This window comes from Streptomyces sp. CAI-85, from assembly GCF_013363615.1.
GTDB classification, from domain to species: domain Bacteria; phylum Actinomycetota; class Actinomycetes; order Streptomycetales; family Streptomycetaceae; genus Streptomyces; species Streptomyces antibioticus_B.
Genome location: NZ_JAANNX010000017.1, coordinates 23,650 through 42,762, shown reverse-complemented (window position 1 = coordinate 42,762; position 19,113 = coordinate 23,650). Strand labels below are relative to the sequence as shown.

The 19,113-nt window shown below is 71.8% G+C and carries 19 protein-coding genes; 12 read left to right on the top strand and 7 right to left on the bottom strand.

The annotated features are described in order from the left end of the window. The first annotated feature begins 48 nt into the window (after window positions 1–48). Entirely contained in the window at window positions 49–1,194 is a 1,146-nt protein-coding gene (locus tag G6W55_RS20285; RefSeq protein WP_175522258.1) for a GGDEF domain-containing protein, read from the top strand. Window positions 1,195–1,287: 93 nt separating this feature from the next. Continuing rightward, the gene (gene hutH / locus G6W55_RS20280) at window positions 1,288–2,826 is read left to right on the top strand and encodes a histidine ammonia-lyase (RefSeq protein WP_175522314.1); all 1,539 of its coding nucleotides are present in this window, start codon (window positions 1,288–1,290) and stop codon (window positions 2,824–2,826) included. A gap of 59 nt (window positions 2,827–2,885) precedes the next feature. On the opposite strand, the gene G6W55_RS20275 is transcribed toward hutH, so the two are convergent. Both G6W55_RS20275 and G6W55_RS20270 read right to left on the bottom strand, forming a co-directional pair. After that, on the bottom strand, window positions 2,886–3,683 hold the full coding sequence (locus G6W55_RS20275) for a hypothetical protein (RefSeq protein WP_175522257.1): 798 nt from the start codon (window positions 3,681–3,683) through the stop codon (window positions 2,886–2,888). 42 nt (window positions 3,684–3,725) lie between these two features. Next, window positions 3,726–4,094 carry an LPXTG cell wall anchor domain-containing protein gene (locus tag G6W55_RS20270; protein ID WP_175522256.1) on the bottom strand — a complete coding sequence of 123 codons (369 nt, stop codon included), beginning with the start codon at window positions 4,092–4,094 and terminating at the stop codon, window positions 3,726–3,728. A gap of 109 nt (window positions 4,095–4,203) precedes the next feature. On the opposite strand from G6W55_RS20270, the gene G6W55_RS20265 reads away from it, so the two are divergent. The 4 genes from G6W55_RS20265 to G6W55_RS20250 all read left to right on the top strand — a co-directional run bounded on the left by G6W55_RS20265 (window position 4,204) and on the right by G6W55_RS20250 (window position 8,488). Continuing rightward, window positions 4,204–4,602 carry a hypothetical protein gene (locus tag G6W55_RS20265; protein WP_175522255.1) on the top strand — a complete coding sequence of 133 codons (399 nt, stop codon included), beginning with the start codon at window positions 4,204–4,206 and terminating at the stop codon, window positions 4,600–4,602. A gap of 227 nt (window positions 4,603–4,829) precedes the next feature. Further along, window positions 4,830–6,092 (top strand): Ig-like domain-containing protein, encoded by a 1,263-nt coding sequence (locus G6W55_RS20260; RefSeq protein ID WP_175522254.1) that lies wholly within the window; start codon window positions 4,830–4,832, stop codon window positions 6,090–6,092. A 159-nt stretch (window positions 6,093–6,251) separates the two neighbouring features. After that, entirely contained in the window at window positions 6,252–7,739 is a 1,488-nt protein-coding gene (locus G6W55_RS20255; RefSeq protein ID WP_175522253.1) for an ABC transporter permease, read from the top strand. Window positions 7,740–7,801: 62 nt separating this feature from the next. After that, a complete protein-coding gene (locus tag G6W55_RS20250) occupies window positions 7,802–8,488 on the top strand; it encodes an ABC transporter ATP-binding protein (protein ID WP_175522252.1) in 687 nt (228 codons plus the stop codon). A 49-nt stretch (window positions 8,489–8,537) separates the two neighbouring features. Here G6W55_RS20250 and G6W55_RS20245 read toward each other — a convergent pair whose 3' ends face one another. Next, complete coding sequence (locus tag G6W55_RS20245; RefSeq protein WP_175522251.1) at window positions 8,538–9,443, bottom strand: helix-turn-helix domain-containing protein; 906 nt, start codon at window positions 9,441–9,443, stop codon at window positions 8,538–8,540. Between the two features lie 171 nt (window positions 9,444–9,614). Between G6W55_RS20245 and G6W55_RS20240 the strand changes: the two genes are divergently transcribed. Further along, window positions 9,615–10,655, top strand: coding sequence for an NAD(P)-dependent alcohol dehydrogenase (locus G6W55_RS20240; RefSeq protein WP_175522250.1), 1,041 nt, complete (start codon window positions 9,615–9,617; stop codon window positions 10,653–10,655). A gap of 15 nt (window positions 10,656–10,670) precedes the next feature. Here G6W55_RS20240 and G6W55_RS20235 read toward each other — a convergent pair whose 3' ends face one another. Then, window positions 10,671–11,135, bottom strand: a complete 465-nt coding sequence (locus G6W55_RS20235) for an SRPBCC family protein (protein WP_175522249.1) — start codon at window positions 11,133–11,135, stop codon at window positions 10,671–10,673. Window positions 11,136–11,372: 237 nt separating this feature from the next. Here G6W55_RS20235 and G6W55_RS20230 point away from each other — a divergent pair, with 237 nt between their 5' ends. From G6W55_RS20230 to msrA, 4 genes are all read left to right on the top strand, one after another. Beyond that, entirely contained in the window at window positions 11,373–12,170 is a 798-nt protein-coding gene (locus G6W55_RS20230) for a carbon-nitrogen family hydrolase (RefSeq protein WP_175522248.1), read from the top strand. 175 nt (window positions 12,171–12,345) lie between these two features. Further along, entirely contained in the window at window positions 12,346–14,451 is a 2,106-nt protein-coding gene (locus tag G6W55_RS20225; RefSeq protein ID WP_175522247.1) for a restriction endonuclease, read from the top strand. A 194-nt stretch (window positions 14,452–14,645) separates the two neighbouring features. Then, window positions 14,646–15,104 carry a DUF5707 domain-containing protein gene (locus G6W55_RS20220; protein ID WP_175522246.1) on the top strand — a complete coding sequence of 153 codons (459 nt, stop codon included), beginning with the start codon at window positions 14,646–14,648 and terminating at the stop codon, window positions 15,102–15,104. Window positions 15,105–15,226: 122 nt separating this feature from the next. Continuing rightward, window positions 15,227–15,739, top strand: coding sequence for a peptide-methionine (S)-S-oxide reductase MsrA (gene msrA, locus G6W55_RS20215; RefSeq protein WP_175522245.1), 513 nt, complete (start codon window positions 15,227–15,229; stop codon window positions 15,737–15,739). Between the two features lie 100 nt (window positions 15,740–15,839). On the opposite strand, the gene G6W55_RS20210 is transcribed toward msrA, so the two are convergent. Then, complete coding sequence (locus G6W55_RS20210) at window positions 15,840–16,958, bottom strand: hypothetical protein (RefSeq protein WP_175522244.1); 1,119 nt, start codon at window positions 16,956–16,958, stop codon at window positions 15,840–15,842. A gap of 141 nt (window positions 16,959–17,099) precedes the next feature. Between G6W55_RS20210 and G6W55_RS20205 the strand changes: the two genes are divergently transcribed. Beyond that, a complete protein-coding gene (locus tag G6W55_RS20205) occupies window positions 17,100–18,257 on the top strand; it encodes a cystathionine gamma-synthase (protein ID WP_175522243.1) in 1,158 nt (385 codons plus the stop codon). Between the two features lie 27 nt (window positions 18,258–18,284). On the opposite strand, the gene G6W55_RS38800 is transcribed toward G6W55_RS20205, so the two are convergent. Beyond that, window positions 18,285–18,533: a hypothetical protein gene (locus G6W55_RS38800; protein ID WP_309243765.1), complete on the bottom strand. Its 249-nt coding sequence runs from the start codon at window positions 18,531–18,533 to the stop codon at window positions 18,285–18,287. Next, entirely contained in the window at window positions 18,530–19,039 is a 510-nt protein-coding gene (locus G6W55_RS38795) for a sigma factor-like helix-turn-helix DNA-binding protein (protein WP_309243764.1), read from the bottom strand. Before G6W55_RS38795 ends, G6W55_RS38800 begins: the two co-directional genes overlap by 4 nt. Between the last annotated feature and the right edge of the window lie 74 nt (window positions 19,040–19,113).

Sequence of the window (19,113 nt, the reverse complement as noted above, 5' to 3'; positions counted from 1 at the left end):
TGACCCTCCGACGTCACCTTTCGCGGCGAATGTCCCTAACCTGGGGAGATGGGTGAGGACAGACGCCTCGCGGCCGTGGTGGAGCTGGCACAGGGGATGGCGGCGGCCCGTACGCCCCGGGAGTCGTGGCGGGCCGCGGCGCTCGGCGCGTGCCGGGCCCTGGACGGCGATTTCGCCGCGCTCTCGGTGTGGGAGCGCGATCTGGGCCGGCTGCGCGTCCTGGTGAACGTGGGCGACCGCGCCGCCGGGGAGGACGAGTTCCCGGAGGACGAGGCGTACCCGGTGCACCAGTTCCCCGAGATCACCGAGTTCCTGCACGAGCGCTGGGCGTCCGGCGGCGAGCCCGACGCCTGGGTGGAGACGGCCCAGGGCCCCGCCGCGGGCCGGCCCGGCTACTGCCACCAGCGGGTCGCCGCCCTGCGCCGCAGGGGCCGCGGCTCCTGCGTGGTCGCGCCGATCGTGCTGCACGGCCGCGCCTGGGGCGAGCTGTACGTGGCGCGCGCGGCCGGCGCCACGGTGTTCGCGCGGGCCGACGCCGACTTCGCCACCGTCCTGGCCGCCGTCGTGGCCGCCGGGATCGCCCAGACCGAGCGGCTGGAGGAGGCCCGGCGGCTGGCCTTCACCGACGCCCTCACCGGTCTCGCCAACCGCCGCGCCGTCGACGTACGGCTGGAGGAGGCGATCGAACGGCACCGGGCGGACGGCACCGTCGTCAGCCTGGTGGTGTGCGACCTCAACGGGCTCAAGCGGGTCAACGACACCCGGGGGCACGCGGTCGGCGACCGCCTGCTGGAACGTTTCGGCTCGGTGCTGTCGCTCTGCGGGGCGATGCTGCCGGGCGCCCTGGCCGCCCGCCTCGGCGGCGACGAGTTCTGTCTGCTGGCGGCAGGGCCGCCCGCCGACGCCGTGGTCAAGGTGGCCGGCGAACTCTGCCGCCGCGCCGATGAACTGGAGCTGGGCGAGGGCGTGGCCTGCGGGGTCGCCTCCACCGAGGACCCGATCGGGCCGGTCCGCTCGGCCCGCCGGCTCTTCCGGCTGGCCGACGCCGCCCAGTACCGCGCCAAGGCGATACGCGGCCCCTCCCGGCCGGTCGTCGCGGGCCGGGAGGGGCCCGACGACCCCGTCGTGCGCCTGGCCGACGAGCCGCCGCGCGAGCAGGCGGCCGAGCGTCGGCGGTTCCGGGGCCGGTCCTGACCGCCTCCCGGGTGTGACGCGATCGGTAAGGGGCGAACCGGGGTTCCACTGGTGACATCTTCGTCTTCACCGCCTACGCTCCTGAATATGGATATGCACACTGTGGTGGTGGGGACATCTGGCGTGACGGCGTCCGACGTGCTCGCCGTGGCGCGCGGCGGGGCCCGCGTCGAACTGTCCGGGGAGGCGCTCGCCGCCCTCGCCGCGGCCCGCGGGATCGTGGACGCCCTGGCCGCCAAGCCCGACCCGGTCTACGGCGTCTCCACCGGGTTCGGCGCCCTCGCCACCCGGCACATCAGCCAGGAACTGCGCACCCAGCTCCAGCGCAACATCGTCCGCTCGCACGCCGCCGGCATGGGCCCGCGCGTGGAGCGCGAGGTCGTGCGCGCGCTGATGTTCCTGCGCCTGAAGACCGTCTGCTCCGGACACACCGGCGTACGGCCCGAGGTCGCGCAGACCATGGCCGACATCCTGAACGCCGGCATCACCCCCGTCGTCCACGAGTACGGCTCCCTCGGCTGCTCCGGCGACCTGGCCCCGCTCTCGCACTGCGCCCTGACCCTGATGGGCGAGGGCGACGCGGAGGGCCCCGACGGCGTCGTGGCGCCCGCCGGCGACCTGCTCGTCGCGCACGGCATCGAGCCCGTCGAACTGCGCGAGAAGGAGGGCCTCGCCCTCCTCAACGGCACCGACGGCATGCTCGGCATGCTGATCATGGCCCTCGCCGACCTGGACCGCCTCTACACGTCGGCCGACATCACCGCGGCCCTCTCCCTGGAGGCCCTGCTCGGCACCGACCGGGTCCTCGCCCCCGAACTGCACGCCATCCGCCCGCACCCCGGGCAGGGCGACTCCGCCGCCAACATGCTCGCCGTGCTCGCCGGTTCGGAGCTGACCGGCCACCACCAGGACGACGCGCCCCGCGTCCAGGACGCCTACTCGGTGCGCTGCGCCCCGCAGGTCGCCGGCGCCGGCCGCGACACGATCGCCCACGCCCGCCTGGTCGCCGAACGCGAACTGGCCGCCGCCGTCGACAACCCCGTGGTGCTGCCCGACGGACGCGTGGAGTCCAACGGCAACTTCCACGGCGCGCCGGTCGCCTACGTCCTCGACTTCCTCGCGATCGCCGTCGCCGACCTCGCCTCCATCGCCGAACGGCGCACCGACCGGCTGCTGGACAAGAACCGCAGCCACGGCCTGCCGCCGTTCCTCGCCGACGACGCCGGTGTCGACTCCGGCCTGATGATCGCCCAGTACACACAGGCCGCGCTGGTCAGCGAGTTGAAGCGGCTCGCCGTCCCGGCCTCCGCGGACTCCATCCCGTCCTCCGCGATGCAGGAGGACCACGTGTCCATGGGCTGGTCGGCGGCGCGCAAGCTGCGCACGGCCGTCGACGACCTCACGCGCGTGCTCGCCGTCGAGCTGTACACCGCCACCCGCGGCGTGGAGCTGCGCGAGGGCCTCACCCCGGCGCCCGCGACCCGGGCCGTCATCGCGGCCGTACGCGAGGCGGGCGTCCAGGGCCCGGGCCCGGACCGCTTCCTGGCCCCGGACCTCGCGGCGGCGGACGCGTTCGTGCGCGACGGGCGTCTGGTCGCGGCGGCGGAGTCGGTCACGGGGCCGCTGCGGTAGGGCAGTTGAAGGGGCCCTGCCGTCACCAGACGGCAGGGCCCCTTCGTATGTCTGCTGGGCTACTTGAGCTTGGCGACCTGCGCCTGCACCACGGCGGCCGGGATCTTCATGGCCTCACCGGTGCCGAACGCGGCGAAGTTCACGGTGTAGAACGTGGCGATGGTGTTGCCCTTGCGGACCACCTCGGTGTGGAAGGTGGCCGTGCCCTCGCCGTCCATGTCGACGTCCTCGGAGAAGGCGATCGCCTCGTCGCCGCCGCCGGTGCCCTCGGCGGGGGCCACCTTGGTGACCTTGGTGGTCTCGCCCTCGGCCTTGAGGGCGTAGCCGGAGGAGCACGCCTTCACACCGTCGGAGACCGCCTTCATGGCCTTCTCCGCGCCGTCACCGTCGTACGAGGACAGACCCACGAAGGTCATGTCCAGGTTGAACGCGTCCGCGAAGGCGTCCTCGTCCAGCTCCTCCAGGGAGGTGGGGGCGGACGACGCCTTGTCCTCCGAGACGGTGTTGCCGACGCTCGCGTCCGTGTCGCCCGGGGCCAGCGCCGCCGTCGACCAGGCCAGCGGGTCGCACTCCGCCTTGTCCGTCTTCACCAGCGACTTCGACGCCGGCAGGGTGTCGTCGCCCGAGTCGACCTTGAATCCCTTGATCTCGCCCTGGGCGAGCAGCAGCTTCTCCAGCTCGGCCTTGGTCAGCGCCTTCGCGTCCGACGCCGCGGCCGACGAGGAGGAGGAGGAACCCTTCGAGCCCCCGGAGTCCTTCGACCCCTCGTCCGACGATCCACAACCCGTCACGAGCGCGAGCGACAGCGCGCCCACCGCGGCAGTGGCGCACAGCCGCGCCCCCGATGATCTCTTCATGAGCGGACTATGAACGGGCTGTCAACAAAGAGTCAAGTCAATTCAAAATCCGAGACGTTCCCGGCGAACGGAATACACGACGAATCCGGCACCCAGGGCGAGCAGCGACGTTCCGCCCACGACGTAGGGCGTGGTGTCGAAACTTCCGGTGTCGGCGAGGCGGGTGCCGTCGTCCGTCGTCGTGGTGGCGTCGGTGACGGTCGCGGTGCCGGACTCCGTGGTCGTGGCCGTCGTGGACGTCGCGCTGGACGTCGTCGTGGACGCGGCGCGCGCCTGGGTGGTGACCTGCGTCGTCGTCTCCGTTCTGGCCGGGGCGTCCTGGGACGCGTTGGCGGACGGGACGAACCACAGGGCGCCCAGGAGGGTCCCCGCGGCGGTGGCGGTCAGCAACGGACGGCGAGCGGATGACACGGAATATCGATCCCCTTGTGGCGCTGGCGAATTGGCCGTGTGGCCCGATGCTAATGAAAGGCGCGGGTCGCGGGAAAGTTGCGGGACGAACCAGCCGTACGCTCCGGGCATGAGTGCCGAAAAGACATCACGATTTGTCCGTCTTCGCGTGGAACTGGTCCTGGAAATTCATGACGAGGACGCCGTGGCGCGGGCCGCGCTGGAACGGATCGCCCGGGACGCCGAGGATCCCGACGGTCCGCGGATCCCGGAGGCGGAGCAGGCCCTGGCCGCGAGCGCTGTGACGGAAGACACCGCCGAGGCGCTCGCCTCGCTGGTCGACCCGTTCGACCTGGTCGGCGAGGTGCCCGGGGTGGAACTCCAGCAGGCGTCCTGGTCCAGCGAACGCGTCGACTACGACCCCGATTCGCCGGACTGGGACCTGGACGGCGAAGATGTCGACGAGGATGACGTGGACGAAGACGTCGACGAGGGCGACGACGACCCGCGCGCGGGCGGCGCCGGCTGATCGTCTTGGGGAAATCGTGACCCCGGACGGCAACCGCCACCCGGGGTCGCGTCGTCTCAGTGGGCGCACCGACCGGCACCCGCATCACCCGCGCCGCCCGCCCCGGGCGGCCCACCACCCCGTGGACGTGGCATGCCCCACACCTTGGGACAATGTGGAACGGGACGAACCGGTCGTAGCGTTGAAGCTCTTGACGGGGACTCTCGGGGTTCGGGAAATCGGCAACGATGGAGAAGCGTGTGATGACGGACAGTAGGCGGCGCCGAGGTCTGATGACCGCGTCCGCACTGCTCGGCGGTGTTCTGGTGCTCTCTGCGTGTTCCAGCGGTGACAGCAGCGCGTCCGACGGCGGCGACAGGTCTTCCCAGGCCAGGGCCGACGAGGCGGCCGCGCAGAAGTCCTCCGAGGCGCAGATCGAGATCACGCCCAAGGACGGCTCCGACAACGCCTCCATCAACAACTCCGCGGCCGTCACCGTGAGCAAGGGCACGCTCACCGAGGTGAAGATGACCACCGCGGACGGCACCGCCGTCGAGGGCGCCCTCTCCGCCGACAAGACCAGTTGGAAGCCGAGCGCCCAGCTCGAGCGCTCGACCACCTACAAGGTGGCGGCGACCGCGAAGGACTCCAAGGGCCTGGAGGCCCATGAGAACGCCTCCTTCACCACGGTCTCCCCGGACAACAGCTTCATAGGCAACTTCACGCCCGAGGACGGCTCGACCGTCGGCGTGGGCATGCCGGTCTCCATCAACTTCAACAAGGAGATCACCAACAAGGCGGCCGTGCAGAAGGGCGTCTCGGTCACCACCAGCAGCAACCAGGAAGTCGTCTGCCACTGGTTCTCCACGACGCGCATGGACTGCCGTCCCGAGGACTACTGGCAGGAGGACTCCACCGTCACCCTGAAGCTGGACCTCGACGGCGTCGAGGGCGCGGCCGGTGTGGTCGGCGTCCAGCAGAAGACGGTCACCTTCAAGATCGGCCGCAACCAGGTCACCTACGTCGACGCGAAGACCAAGCAGATGAAGGTCACGCAGGACGGCAAGACGGTCCGGACCATCCCGATCTCCGCGGGCTCGCCCGACAACAAGACGTACGAAGGCCAGATGGTGATCTCCGAGAAGTTCAAGGAGACCCGGATGAACGGCGCGACGGTCGGCTTCACCGACGACGACGGCAAGGGCGAGTACGACATCAAGGACGTCCCGCACGCCATGCGCCTGACCACCTCGGGCACCTTCGTGCACGGCAACTACTGGGGCGCGAAGTCCATCTTCGGCTCGGTGAACACCAGTCACGGCTGTGTCGGCCTGTCCGACACCAAGGGCGCCAACGACAAGAGCACGCCGGGCGCGTGGTTCTTCGACAACTCCATCGTCGGTGACGTCGTGGTCGTCCAGAACACCGGCGACAAGACGGTCTCCCCGGACAACGGCCTCAACGGCTGGAACATGGACTGGGCGCAGTGGAAGGCCGGTTCGGCCGTCTGACAGCCCTTCCGGACCCCTCCGGACCCTTCGGGATCCACAGCTTTTCCGGTGCCGCCCTCAGGGGCGGCATCGGTGTTTCCGGGGCCGATCACAGCCTTCTCATGGTTCTCTTATTTCCGCCTTATCCAGTCATCACGCGCCGTACCTACCGTGCGGCGCATGTTCTTCACCTACCTGAGGCGCGAACTGCGCCGCCGCAGAAAGGCGGCCCTCGTCGTCGCCTCCGGGCTCGCGCTGGGTATCGCGCTGGTCATCGTGGTCTCCTCCGTGTCCTCCGGCATGGGGAAGGCCCAGGACAAGGTCCTCCAGTCCCTGTACGGCCTGGGCACGGACATGACGGTCACCAAGGCCGCCTCGCCCAGCGCGAGCACCTCCGAACGTCCGCGCTTCCAGTTCGACGCGCGGGACGGCGACTCCGACGAGGAGCAGAGCACCGACCGGGTGATGGTCCAGGGCTTCCAGACCCTGTCCACGTCGACCGTCACCAAGGTCGGCAAGCAGAACGGCGTCTCCGACGCGGTCGGCGGACTGAGCCTCCAAGTCCTCAAGGTCAGCGGCCAGTTCACCCGCGGCGAGTTCCAGCAGAACGGCAACGGCGGCAACGGCGGCGGTCAGGGCGGCCCCGGCGGGGGCGGCAGCGGCCAGCCGCAGGGTGAAGTACGCGGCGGCGGCGCCGACTTCGACGTCAACAGCTACTCCGTCTTCGGCACCGACGTCACCCGGCCCGACCTGGGCCCGCTGACCTCCTCCAAGATCACCAGCGGCCGTACCTTCACCTCCGCCGAGACCAGCGGCAAGGTCGCCGTGGTCGACTCGGCGTACGCCAAGGAGAAGAAGCTCAAGGTCGGTTCGACGATCACCGTCAAGAGCGTGAAGTTCAAGGTGATCGGCGTCGCCACCGCCGACAGCGGCGACTCCGCCGCCAACGTCTACATCCCGCTGGCCCAGGCGCAGACCCTCAGCGAGTCCAAGAACAAGGTCACCACGATCTACGTCAAGGCGACCGACTCCCAGCAGATCGACAGCGTCAAGTCGACCATCCAGAAGAACGTCTCTGGTACGACGGTGACGACCTCCGCCGACCTCGCCGACACCGTGTCCGGCTCCCTCTCCACGGCCTCCTCCCTCGCCACCAACGTCGGCAAGTGGCTGTCGATCGCGGTCCTCGTCGCCGCGTTCCTGGTCGCCGGTCTGCTGACCTCCTCGGCGGTCTCCCGCCGGGTCCGCGAGTTCGGCACGCTGAAGGCGCTGGGCTGGAAGTCCGGCCGGGTCACCCGGCAGGTCGTCGGCGAGGCCATGGTCAACGGCCTGCTCGGCGGCGTCCTCGGTATCGCCCTCGGCCTCGCGGGCGCCTACGCCGTCACCGCCGTCAGCCCCACCCTCCAGGCCCAGCTCGGCAGCGGCGGGGGCGGCGGCCAGGGCGGTCCCGGCGGCATGGCCGGTCCGGGCGGCGGAGGCGGCTTCGGCGGCCCCGCGCGTGAGGCGGCGTCCAAGACGCTCGACGTGGCGCTCACCGCGCCCGTCAGCGTGACCACCGTGGTGACGGCCGTCGGCCTCGCCGTCGCCGGCGGTCTGATCGCGGGGGCGTTCGGCGGCTGGCGCGCCTCCCGGCTGCGGCCCGCGGACGCGCTGCGCCGCGTCGAGTAGGCGCGCGGAACAGGCGTTTCGCGCAGCCAACCCCCTCACCCACACCAGGAGTTGTCCTCCCCATGTACGAACTCAGAGGCGTCACCAAGCGCTACACCCGCGGCAAGGGCACCGTCCACGCGCTCGACGGCGTCGACCTGACCATCGCCGACGGCGACCGGCTCGTCATCCAGGGCCCCACCGGCGGCGGCAAGTCCACCCTGCTCCAGATGCTCGGCGGCCTCGACCGGCCCTCCGAGGGCGAGATCGTCCTCGACGGCACCGATCTGGCCAAGCTGTCCGAGGCCAAGCTGACCAAGGTGCGCAGCGAGAACATCGGCTTCGTCTTCCAGTCGTTCAACCTCATCCCGACGCTCACCGCGCAGGAGAACGTCGAGACCGCCCTCGTCCCGCTCGGCGTCAAGGTCAAGGAGCGGCGCGAGCGGGCCGCCGAGGCGCTGCGCTCCGTCGGCCTCGGCGAACGCCTCGGGCATCTGCCGTCCGAGATGTCCGGCGGCCAGCAGCAGCGTGTCGCGATCGCCCGCGCGCTGGTGAAGAAGCCGAAGGTGCTCCTCGCCGACGAGCCCACCGGCAACCTCGACGAGAGCATGCGCGACGAGATCATGGAGGTGCTGGAGAGCCTGTGGAAGGAGCACGGGCTGACCTTCATCATGGTCACCCACGACTCCTCCATCGCGAAGAAGGCCCCGCGCCTCGCCACCATCCGCAAGGGGAAGATCACGGTGAAGGAGAACGCGGGAGCGGCCTGAGCCGGTCGTACGAGGGCTCCAGTACGGGGGTTTCGGGGGAGGGGCGCGGTCAGGAGGACGGGGTCTGGGTCTGGGACCCCGCCCGGGTCGCGTCCGTCCCCCAACTGGCCAGCAGCCGCAGCGCCTCCGCCGACGCCGAACCCGGCTCGGCGTGGTACGCCCACATCGTCTGGTCGCCGTCGCCCGCCGGCCGGAACCCCTCGAAGTTCAGGGAGAGTTCGCCCACCAGCGGATGCCGCAGCCGCTTCACGCCGTGGCTCTTCTCCTTGACGTCATGGGTCGCCCACAGCCGCCGGAACTCCTCGCTCTTGACGGACAGCTCCCCGACGAGCGCGGACAGCCGCGGATCGTCGGGGTAGCAGCCGGCGTCCATGCGCAGCGCGCAGACGACGTCGATCGCCTTCTGCTCCCAGTCGACGAACAGTTCGTGGTAGCCGGCGTCCAGGAAGACCAGCCGGGCCCAGTTCCGCTCGGCCACGGGCAGCTCCGCCCAGTCGCCGAAGACCGCCGCCGCCATCCGGTTCCAGGCCAGGATCTCCGCGCGCCGCCCGACGACGTACGCGGGCACGCCGTCCATGCTGTCCAGCAACTGCCGCAGCCCCGGCCGCACCTGCTGGGGTCGCGCGGTGTGCTTCTTCTTGTGCTTCGGCTTCGCCAGATGCGTCAGGTGCGCGTGCTCGGCGTCGGTCAGCCGCAGCGCCCGCGCGATCGAGTCCAGCACCTCCGCCGACACGTTCCGCCCGTTGCCCTGCTCCAGGCGCGTGTAGTACGCCACCGACACCCCGGCCAACTGCGCCAGTTCCTCGCGCCGCAGTCCGGGCACCCGCCGGTGCCTGCCGAAGTCCGGCAGGCCGACGTCCTGCGGCTTCAGCCGGGCCCGCCGGGTGCGCAGGAACTCGCTCAGCTCGGCCCGCCGGTCCAGGGGCGCGCCGGACAGTCCGGGCTGTTCGTCCATACGTCCAGTATTCACGGTCGTACGACCGTCAGCCTGACCTTGCCGGTGGTAGGCACGGCGGTCGTACGCAAAGGCGTGGGCTGGGTGAGCCGGGCGGCGGCGGGCAGGCTGGACGCCGTACCCGGTCCGACGACGGACCGGACCGCGAACCCCCCGCTAGGAGACCCCGGCATGACCACCGTTGCCGCGTACGCCGCACCCGCAGCCAAGGCACCGCTGGAGCGCACGACGATCGAGCGTCGCGCGGTCCGTGAGTCCGACGTCCTGATCGACATCAAGTTCGCCGGCATCTGCCACTCCGACATCCACCAGGCCCGCGAGGGCTGGGGCGAGGCGATCTTCCCGATGGTCCCCGGCCACGAGATCGCCGGCGTCGTCTCCGAGGTCGGCCCCGGCGTCACGAAGTTCACCGTCGGCGACCGGGTCGGCGTCGGCTGCCTGGTCGACTCCTGCCGTGAGTGCGACAACTGCGCGGCCGGCCTGGAGCAGTACTGCACCGGCGGCGGCGTCGGTACGTACAACGCGATCGGCAAGGACGGCGAGCCCACCTACGGCGGCTACTCCCAGAAGATCGTCGTCGACGAGAACTACGTCGTGCGCATCCCCGACACCCTGGCGCTGGACGAGGCCGCGCCGCTGCTCTGCGCCGGCATCACCACGTACTCCCCGCTGCGGCACTGGAACGCCGGCCCTGGCAAGAAGGTCGCGATCGTCGGCCTGGGCGGCCTCGGCCACATGGGCGTCAAGATCGCCCACGCGCTCGGCGCCGAGGTGACCGTGCTGTCCCAGACGCTGCGCAAGAAGGAGGACGGCCTGAAGCTGGGCGCCGACCACTACCACGCCACGAGTGACGAGCGGACGTTCAAGGACCTCAAGGGCACCTTCGACCTCATCCTGTCGACGGTGTCGGCGCCGCTCCCCCTCGACGCCTATCTGTCGCTGCTGAGGACGGACGGCGCGTTCGTGAACGTCGGCGCGCCCGAGGAGCCCGTCGCCCTCAACCTGTTCTCCGTGATCGGCGGCCGCAAGACACTGGCCGGCTCCGGCATCGGCGGCATCCGGGAGACCCAGGAGATGCTGGACTTCTGCGCGGCGCACGGCATCGGCGCGGAGATCGAGCTGATCGGCGCGCAGGAGATCAACGACGCGTACGAGCGGGTGCTGGCGAGCGACGTCCGCTACCGGTTCGTGATCGACGCGGCGACGATCTGAGGTCAGGGCGGTCCTTCAGGCGCCGCGGTTCTCGACCGCCGCGGCGACGTCGGCGAGGTCCTTGGCGATGGCCTTGCGCACCGCCCGCTCGCCCAGCCCGCCCATGAGCTTGGCGAGCAGGCCGCTCACCCCGCCGGTCGGGGTGGCGGAGAACGTCATGCACACGGTCGTCGCCGAGGGGCCCGCCGGGATCAGGTCCCAGGCCGAGACGTACCGGGATCCGTGCGACTCGGCCTCGACCACGTACCGCTCGGGCGGCACGCTGACCGTCACCCACATCTCCTCGGTGGCGTCCTTGCCGAACATCCGGCGGGTCTCACACCAGCGGGTCCCCACACCGAACGCCCCGTCGGTGAGCACCTCGACCTCGCTGACCCCGCTGAGCACCCGCTCCATCCCGCGCAGATCGGTCAACGCCTCCCACACGGCCCCCTGCCCGGCCCCGACCAGACGCTCGACGGCGACACTCCTGCTACCCATGCCTCCATGAAAACACCGGGCACCGACAATCGCCGTTCAGCCGGCGGCTCGGCCGGCCAGAGATCATGAATGGGTCGGCTCACCCTGCCATATCCGCTGGTCGCGGCCGTCACCGGCCGGTTTTCCGTGGGCCGGGACGTGCGGGAGGCTCACCGGCGTCCTTAGGCTCGTAGGGGAAGAGGTTCCCTCGGACTGGACCGTGCGCCCCCTGCGACGGCGGTCCCGGAGGTGACAGTCATGCGAGCCTCGCTGATCCAGTTGTCCGTGGACGCGTCGGAGTCCGCCGAAGAACGCCGTCACCGGGCGGCCTCCCTGGTCCGCGACCGGGCGGGCGACGACCTGGTGGTCCTGCCGGAGCTGTGGACGGCCGGCGCCTGGTCCTACGACGGCTGGGACCGCGAGGCCGAGAGCGTCGACGGCCCCACGGCCGTCGCCCTGTCCGCCGCCGCCCGGCAGGCCGGGTCCTGGCTGCACGCCGGATCGATCGTCGAACGGGACGCGGACGGCACGCTGTACAACACCGCCCTGCTCTTCGACCGGAACGGCGAGCTGCGCGGCCGCTACCGCAAGATCCACCGCTACGGCTTCGACACCGGCGAGGCGACCCTGATGGGCGGCGGCGAGGACGTGGTCACCGTCCCCACCGACTTCGGTGTCGTCGGCCTCGCCATCTGTTACGACCTGCGTTTCCCGGAACTCTTCCGGGCCCTGATCGACGCGGGCGCCGAGCTGATCGTGATACCGGCCGCCTGGCCCGCGGCACGCCTCACGCACTGGCGGCTCCTCACCCGCACCAGGGCCCTGGAGGAACAGGTCTTCCTGCTGGCCTGCTGCGCCGCCGGCACCCACAGCGGCATCCACCAGGCAGGGCACAGCGTCGTCGTCGACCCCTGGGGCACCGTCCTCGCCGAGGCCGGACCGGACCAGGAGACGCTCACCGCGGACCTCGACATGTCCGAGGTCACCCGCATCCGCACCGAACTCCCCGTCCTCCACGACCGCGTCCTCGGCATCACGGCCCCGGCGGCGCGGTGATCACCCGGACTCGGCGTCACAGCGACGTCGACCTGCGCGGATCGCAGCAGTGGACCGCCTTTGCCGAGTGGATGTGCGAAGCGGCGATCGCTGGATAGAGTCGGCTCGTCACACCGGGTGGGGGGCCATCACGGTGATTTCCGGCTGCCGACGTCCTGGGGAGGGCGTGTAGCACATGAGTCGTCGCTCTACCGGTTTCGTCGGGGTCTGGGCCGAGATGCAACGCCAGCAGCAGCGCGAGCTGGAGGCCGAGGCCAGGCGGCGCAGACACCAGGAGCGGGAGGCGCGGGCCTATCAGCGCCGGGCCGCCCAGAGCCACCGTGAGTACCGTACGGCGGAGGCGATCCGTCGTACGGAGGAACTGGACGCGCAGGTCGCGGCCTTGCAGGGGCTCCTCGCCTCGGGCTGCCGCGCGCCCGCGTTCCAGGTCGCCTCGCTGCTGCGGCCCGAGGTGGTCGAGCCCTTCGCTCCCGGCGCCCTGGCGCAGCCGGTGCCCATGCCGGACCTCCAGCACTACCAGACACAGGGCGGCTGGACCGCGAGCCGCCGCCAGCAGGCACAGGCCGAGGCACGGGCGCGCTTCGAACGGGACTGGCGGACCGCCCAGGCCGCGGAGGCCCGGCGGCAGCAGCAGTTGGCGTCGTACCAGCGGGAGTACCAGGAGTGGGCCGACGCCCGACTGGCCGAGGTGCGGCGGCACAACGCCGGGGTCGCCGCGCTCACCGACGGCATGCGGCGCCAGGACCCCGACTCGGTGATCGAGTACCTCTCCGCCGCCCTCTACGCCTCGACGGCGTGGCCGCAGGACTTCCCGCGCCAGGTGGCCGCGGCCTACGACCCGGCGGCCCGGCAGCTCGTCCTGGACTGGGAGCTGCCCGCGCTCGACATCGTCCCGGAGGCGAAGGCCGTCCGGTACATGGTCGGCTCCGACCAGGACAAGGACGTGCCCCGCCCGGCAGCCCAGCGCCGGGCCCTGTACCGGGAGACGCTGGCCCAGTGCGCGCTCCTCGTGCTGCACGAGCTGTTCACGGCGGACGGCGAGCTGGGCGCCCTCGAATCGGTGACCCTGAACGGCTTCGTCGACGGCCACGACCCCACGACGGGCCGCCCGGGACGCTTCTTCCTCGCGACCGTCATGGTCGCGCGCTCCACGTTCGACGATCTGCACCTCGCCCAGGTGGACCCCGTCGGCTGCCTGACCGACGCGCTGCGCGGCCAGCTCTCGGCCCGGCCGGACCAGCTCGCCCCGGTACGGCCCGGCAGACGTCCGGACGACGTCGGCAACCGGGTCGTCGCCCACGGCGGCGACGAGGAACCGGACCTGTTCGCCATGGACCCGATCGCCTTCGAGAACCTCGTCGCCGACCTCTTCCGGGCCATGGGGATGCAGGCGGTGACCACCCAGCGCTCCAACGACGGCGGGGTGGACGTCGACGCCCGGGACCCGGCACCGATCCGCGGCGGCAAGATCGTCGTGCAGGTGAAGCGGTACCGCAACACCGTGCCGCCCACGGCCGTACGGGACCTGTACGGGACCGTGCAGGACGCCGGCGCCAACAAGGGCGTCCTCGTGACGACGTCGAGGTTCGGCCCCGGCTCGCACACCTTCGCCAACGGCAAGCCGCTGGAACTCGTGTCGGGGACCGAACTCGTCGACCTGCTGCATCGGCACGGTCTGCGGGGGCGTCTGGGGGACGGTGGCGGGCGGGGAGCGGCGCCAGCACCGGCGGGGGCGTCCGGGCCGGCTGCTGATTCGGCCTCCCGTCCGGCCTCCGGCTCGGGCGCTGCGTTGCCGGCCGACTACAACGTCCTGGGCATGTCGTGGACCGGGAGCGTCGGTCTGGACGTGTGCGCCCTCGTCTGCCGCGGCAGTCGGGTCCTCAGCGACGACCACTTCGTCTTCTTCAACAACCCGCGGACCCCGGACGGCTCGGTGCGCGCGCTCCCCGCGACGCCTCCTGACAAGGCCGCGATCTGCGTCTCCTTCGACGGACTGCCCGCCGAGGCCGACCGGCTCGTCCTGGTGGCCGCCGTCGACCCGGAGACCGACCCGGACGCCGACCTCGCCGGGTTCACCGACGCCCGTATCCGCCTCCTCGACCCGAGCTTCGCGGAGCTGGGGCAACTGGAGGTCTCCGACGGGCGGCCGGGCGAGACCGCGCTGGTCCTCGGCTCCTTCCGCCACCGGCCCAACGGCGACTGGGACTTCGTCCTCGGCGGCAAGGGATACCCGGGCGGCCTGGGAGAACTCGTCGGGGACTTCGGCATCGAGGTCGACTAGCCGGGGCGTCCGGGGCGTCCGGGGTGTCCGGGGTGTCCGGGGTGTCCGGGGTGTCCGGGTGTTCGGGGGTTCTACTCAGGGCCGGTTGAGTATGTGCGCCCATGCCCGGCGGGGTGCCGGGCGGCGAGGATCGGCGCAGCGGCGCGGGGGAGTGCGCCGGACCGATTCTCGTGCCGAGCCTGATGGAGAGTTCCATGTCCCGACGTATCGCCCTGTCCGTGGCCGCCGGTCTTGTCGTCCTCGGCGGCGCCGGTGCAGGCGCGTTCGCTCTCGCCCACGCGGGGGAGCAGGCGCCGACGCTGGCGGGCAGCACCGCCCGCTACACCGCGCCGGACGGCGACCGCGAGGGTTCGCTGTCCTTCGTCACCGACGTCACGGCGGGCTCCGGGGTGCAGAGCGTGAAGGTGCTGGCCTGGCCCGAGGACTCGTCCCTCGCCGAGAAGAAGCTGACCCCCTCGGACATGGCCGCCGCCGAGCGGGCCGACTGCACGCCCTCCAACGGGGACACTGTGCGCTGCTCCTACACCGTGAAGGTCACCGGCGCCGACGCCGCGTCGTCCCCGCGCGGCCGCTGGCACGTCGCCGTCCTGGCCACCGCGGAGGACGGCACCTCGACGCTGGACCCCGAGGCGGCCGGCTTCACCGTCCGCTGAGCCGGTGCAGACGCGGTATCGGGGAGGCGCGGAATCGGCAGGTGCCCTCGTGTGTTGAGGTCAGTGGGTCCCGTACGGCGTGGCCCGAGAGACCTGGACGACGAAGAGCGAGAGGGGCCGTGATGGCGGCGCAGACGCAGAGGGCCGTACTGGCCGGCGGATGCTTCTGGGGGATGGAGGAGCTGATCCGCCGACTTCCGGGCGTGACGGCGACCCGGGTCGGATACACCGGGGGTGACGTGCCGAACGCGACCTACCGCAACCACGGCACGCACGCGGAGGCCATCGAGATCCTCTACGACCCCGAGCGGACCGACTACCGGACGCTGCTGGAGTTCTTCTTCCAGATCCACGACCCGAGCACCAGGAACCGCCAGGGCAACGACATCGGCCTCAGCTACCGCTCGGCGATCTACTACGTGGACGACGAGCAGAAGCGGATCGCCGAGGACACCATCGCGGACGTGGACGCCTCCGGGCTGTGGCCCGGCAAGGTCGTCACCGAGGTGGAGCCGGTCGGCCCCTTCTGGGAGGCCGAGCCCGAGCACCAGGACTACCTCCAGCGCTACCCGGACGGCTACACCTGCCACTTCCCCCGCCCGGGGTGGCGACTGCCCGCCCGCGCGGAGGGCTGACGGCCGACCGACCGCAATGCCGTGACGGGCCCGCTCCGGCGGGCCCGTTTCCGTCGCGTCTCGCGTCTCCGTCGGGGGGAGTCGACGGGAGCCGGCGGGATCAGTGCGGCAGTGTCGCCGGGCTGCCGCCGTTCGCCTCGTAGCCCGCCACCGCCAGCGCGCGGTAGACGGCGAACTCGGCGGCCGGGTCGGCCGAGAGCGTCCACGGCAGGGCGCCCACATGGCCGTCCACGTGGACGAGCTGGTTCATGGCCTCCGCCCAGCGCTCGGAGCCCACCAGGAAGAACACCAGCAGATGGCGGACGTGCGCCAGCATCGGGTCGTCGGGACGGGCCGCGTGCACCGCGTACAGCGCGCCGTGTATCGCCTTGGTGACGACCTCGCTCTGGTAGAAGCCGCGGACGAGGTTCACCTCGGGGAGATGCTCGAAGACCGCGAACAGCGGCATGGCCGCCAGCAGCGAGCCCTGCGGGGCGCGGGCCGCGGCCGCCTCGGCGAACGCGTACGCCTGCGCGCGCGAACCGTGCCACTTCTCGCACCAGTAGTGCAGGGCCGCCAGATGCGCCCCCATGTGCGCCGGGGCGCGGTCGAGGATCTTCAGCCAGAGCTGCTCGAACTCCGACTGCGGGTAGTCCAGGCCACGGGCCACCGACAGCTCGACGATGTACGGGATCGGGTCGTCGGGGGCGAGCAGCGCCGCATGACCGCACGCGTCCCGGGCCTCCTCCATGATGATCCGGAAGTCCTGGGTGCCCGGCGTCGACGTCCGCCACGCCTGCTGCACCAGGAACTCGGCGTACACCGCGGCACCGCCCGGGTCCTTCGGCGCCTCGGTCCGCCAGACCCGCAGCCACTGGCCGCCCGGCGTCTCGCTCACCTCGCGCGGCCGCTGCTGGAGCTCCAGGGAGGCCGCGCCGGCGAACGCCTGGACGCGCTGCCAGCGCAGCTCGCCCTCGGTCTCCGTACCGGCCAGCAACTGCTGCGCCGCGCGGTGGTCCTGGGTGCGCTGGACGACGTCCAGGACGTCCAGCAGGTCGTGGTCGGGGCCGGGCATACGGATGTCCAGCTCCTCCGTGCGCGCGAAGCCGTAGGTCGCCGGGTCCGCGCCGTCCGGGTGGCCGGCCGGGACCAGCCCGACCGCGCCGCGCCTGCGCCGCAGCAGCGGCACGACCACGAAGCCGAGCATGACCAGCGCCATCAGGACCCAGAGAATCTCCATGCCTCCAGCGAACCAGACCGCGCCGACAATTGGCCAACCCGTCCCCCCACCTGTGGATAACCCTTCGGACACACTCCCGTCGCAGGCCCCGCGGGCGCCCTGTCCGGCAGCACTCCCGTGAGCGCACTACGCTCGGTTCCCATGAGCGACAGGCACATCAGTCAGCACTTCGAGACCCTGGCGATCCACGCGGGCAACACCGCCGATCCCCTCACCGGCGCGGTCGTCCCGCCGATCTACCAGGTCTCGACCTACAAGCAGGACGGCGTCGGCGGTCTGCGCGGCGGTTACGAGTACAGCCGCAGCGCCAACCCGACCCGCACCGCCCTGGAGGAGAACCTCGCGGCCCTGGAGGGCGGCCGCCGGGGCCTCGCGTTCGCTTCCGGACTGGCGGCCGAGGACTGCCTGTTGCGTACGCTGCTCAGCCCCGGTGACCACGTGGTGATCCCCGACGACGCCTACGGCGGCACGTTCCGGCTGTTCGCCAAGGTCGTCGCCCGCTGGGGCGTGGAGTGGTCGGTCGCCGACACCAGCGACCCGGCCGCCGTCCGCGCCGCGATCACCCCGAAGACCAAGGCCGTGTGGGTGGAGACCCCCTCCAACCCGCTGCTCGGCATCACCGACATCGCAGCCGTCGCCCAGATCGCCCGGGACGCGGGCGCCAGGCTGGTCGTCGACAACACCTTCGCCACGCCGTACCTCCAGCAGCCGCTGTCGCTCGGCGCGGACGTCGTGGTGCACTCGCTGACCAAGTACATGGGCGGCCACTCCGACGTCGTGGGCGGCGCGCTGATCACCGCCGACGAGACGCTCGGCGAGGAGCTGGCGTACCACCAGAACGCGATGGGCGCGGTGGCCGGGCCGTTCGACTCCTGGCTGGTGCTGCGCGGCACCAAGACGCTGTCGGTGCGCATGGACCGGCACAGCGAGAACGCCACGAAGGTCGCCGACATGCTGTCGCGGCACGCGCGTGTGACGAGCGTGCTGTACCCGGGCCTGCCCGAGCACCCCGGTCACGAGGTCGCGGCGAAGCAGATGCGGTCCTTCGGCGGCATGGTGTCCTTCCGCGTCACCGGCGGCGAGGAGGCGGCGGTCGAGGTCTGCAACCGCGCGAAGGTGTTCACGCTCGGCGAGTCCCTGGGCGGCGTGGAGTCCCTCATCGAGCACCCGGGCCGTATGACGCACGCGTCCGTGGCCGGTTCCGCGCTGGAGGTCCCCGGAGACCTGGTGCGGCTCTCGGTGGGCATCGAGAACGTCGAGGACCTGCTGGAGGACCTCCAGCAGGCGCTGGGCAAGTAGCCCACCGGCTCACCCACCGGCCTTCACTCACCAGCCGGTGAGGGGTGGGGTCGTCTCCGACGGCGGCTCCACCCACGGCCGGGCGACGAGCGCCCAGACGGTGAACGCGACCGTCGCCGCGCACAGCACCAGCCACATCAGCCGCAGGGCCCGCTCCCGGCGGCGCAGCAGCCGGCCGCCCCGGCGCACGGCGTCCGCGCACAGACCCGGCGGGACGCGCGGCTCGGTGCCCTCCATGATCCGGCGGACGGCGGCCTCCCGCTGCGTCCGGTTCACGAGACCGTCACCTCCGCCCCCACACGCGCGGGCGCCGGTCCGCGCGGCGGGTGCAGCAGGGTCGCCGTGGCCCGGTCGCAGACCGCGCGCACATGTTCCCCGGGCAGTCCGAGCAGTGCCGCCACCTGCTCCTCGGCGACCCCCTCGTAGAGCCGCAGCACCAGGATCAGCCGTTCCTGCGGGGTGAGCCCCGCCAGCGGGCCGACGGCGGACCGGCGGCCGCGGCCGAACGGCAGGACGGCGTACCGGTGCCAGGCGCCGTGCGCGAAGCGGAGCGCCAGACGCACGCGCGCGTGGTGGTAGGGGTCCTCGCCGCGCAGCCGGTCCCAGCACGCGTACGTGTGCGCGAGGGCGAGTGTCAGCAGGCGCCGCGCGCGCGGGTTGTCCCGGTCGTTCTCGGCCGTCAGCAGGGTCGCGGTGTGCAGCAGCCGGCCGCCCGCCCCGGCCACGAACGCCTCGAACTCCCCGGCCCGTCGGGCTTCCCGTACCGCACGCGTCTCACGCACATCGAGCCTCCCGCCGTACGGCGACCCCCTGGCACCCCTCGTACCCCGCTCTCATATGAGGCCAGGCGAACGCT

Coding starts and splice junctions, on each gene's coding strand:
- G6W55_RS20285 (WP_175522258.1), top strand. CDS start 49: ATGGGTGAGGACAGACGCCTCGCGGCCGTGGTGGAGCTGGCACAGGGG.
- hutH (WP_175522314.1), top strand. CDS start 1,288: ATGCACACTGTGGTGGTGGGGACATCTGGCGTGACGGCGTCCGACGTG.
- G6W55_RS20275 (WP_175522257.1), bottom strand. CDS start 3,683: ATGAAGAGATCATCGGGGGCGCGGCTGTGCGCCACTGCCGCGGTGGGC.
- G6W55_RS20265 (WP_175522255.1), top strand. CDS start 4,204: ATGAGTGCCGAAAAGACATCACGATTTGTCCGTCTTCGCGTGGAACTG.
- G6W55_RS20260 (WP_175522254.1), top strand. CDS start 4,830: ATGGAGAAGCGTGTGATGACGGACAGTAGGCGGCGCCGAGGTCTGATG.
- G6W55_RS20255 (WP_175522253.1), top strand. CDS start 6,252: ATGTTCTTCACCTACCTGAGGCGCGAACTGCGCCGCCGCAGAAAGGCG.
- G6W55_RS20250 (WP_175522252.1), top strand. CDS start 7,802: ATGTACGAACTCAGAGGCGTCACCAAGCGCTACACCCGCGGCAAGGGC.
- G6W55_RS20245 (WP_175522251.1), bottom strand. CDS start 9,443: ATGGACGAACAGCCCGGACTGTCCGGCGCGCCCCTGGACCGGCGGGCC.
- G6W55_RS20240 (WP_175522250.1), top strand. CDS start 9,615: ATGACCACCGTTGCCGCGTACGCCGCACCCGCAGCCAAGGCACCGCTG.
- G6W55_RS20235 (WP_175522249.1), bottom strand. CDS start 11,135: ATGGGTAGCAGGAGTGTCGCCGTCGAGCGTCTGGTCGGGGCCGGGCAG.
- G6W55_RS20230 (WP_175522248.1), top strand. CDS start 11,373: ATGCGAGCCTCGCTGATCCAGTTGTCCGTGGACGCGTCGGAGTCCGCC.
- G6W55_RS20225 (WP_175522247.1), top strand. CDS start 12,346: ATGAGTCGTCGCTCTACCGGTTTCGTCGGGGTCTGGGCCGAGATGCAA.
- G6W55_RS20220 (WP_175522246.1), top strand. CDS start 14,646: ATGTCCCGACGTATCGCCCTGTCCGTGGCCGCCGGTCTTGTCGTCCTC.
- msrA (WP_175522245.1), top strand. CDS start 15,227: ATGGCGGCGCAGACGCAGAGGGCCGTACTGGCCGGCGGATGCTTCTGG.
- G6W55_RS20210 (WP_175522244.1), bottom strand. CDS start 16,958: ATGGAGATTCTCTGGGTCCTGATGGCGCTGGTCATGCTCGGCTTCGTG.
- G6W55_RS20205 (WP_175522243.1), top strand. CDS start 17,100: ATGAGCGACAGGCACATCAGTCAGCACTTCGAGACCCTGGCGATCCAC.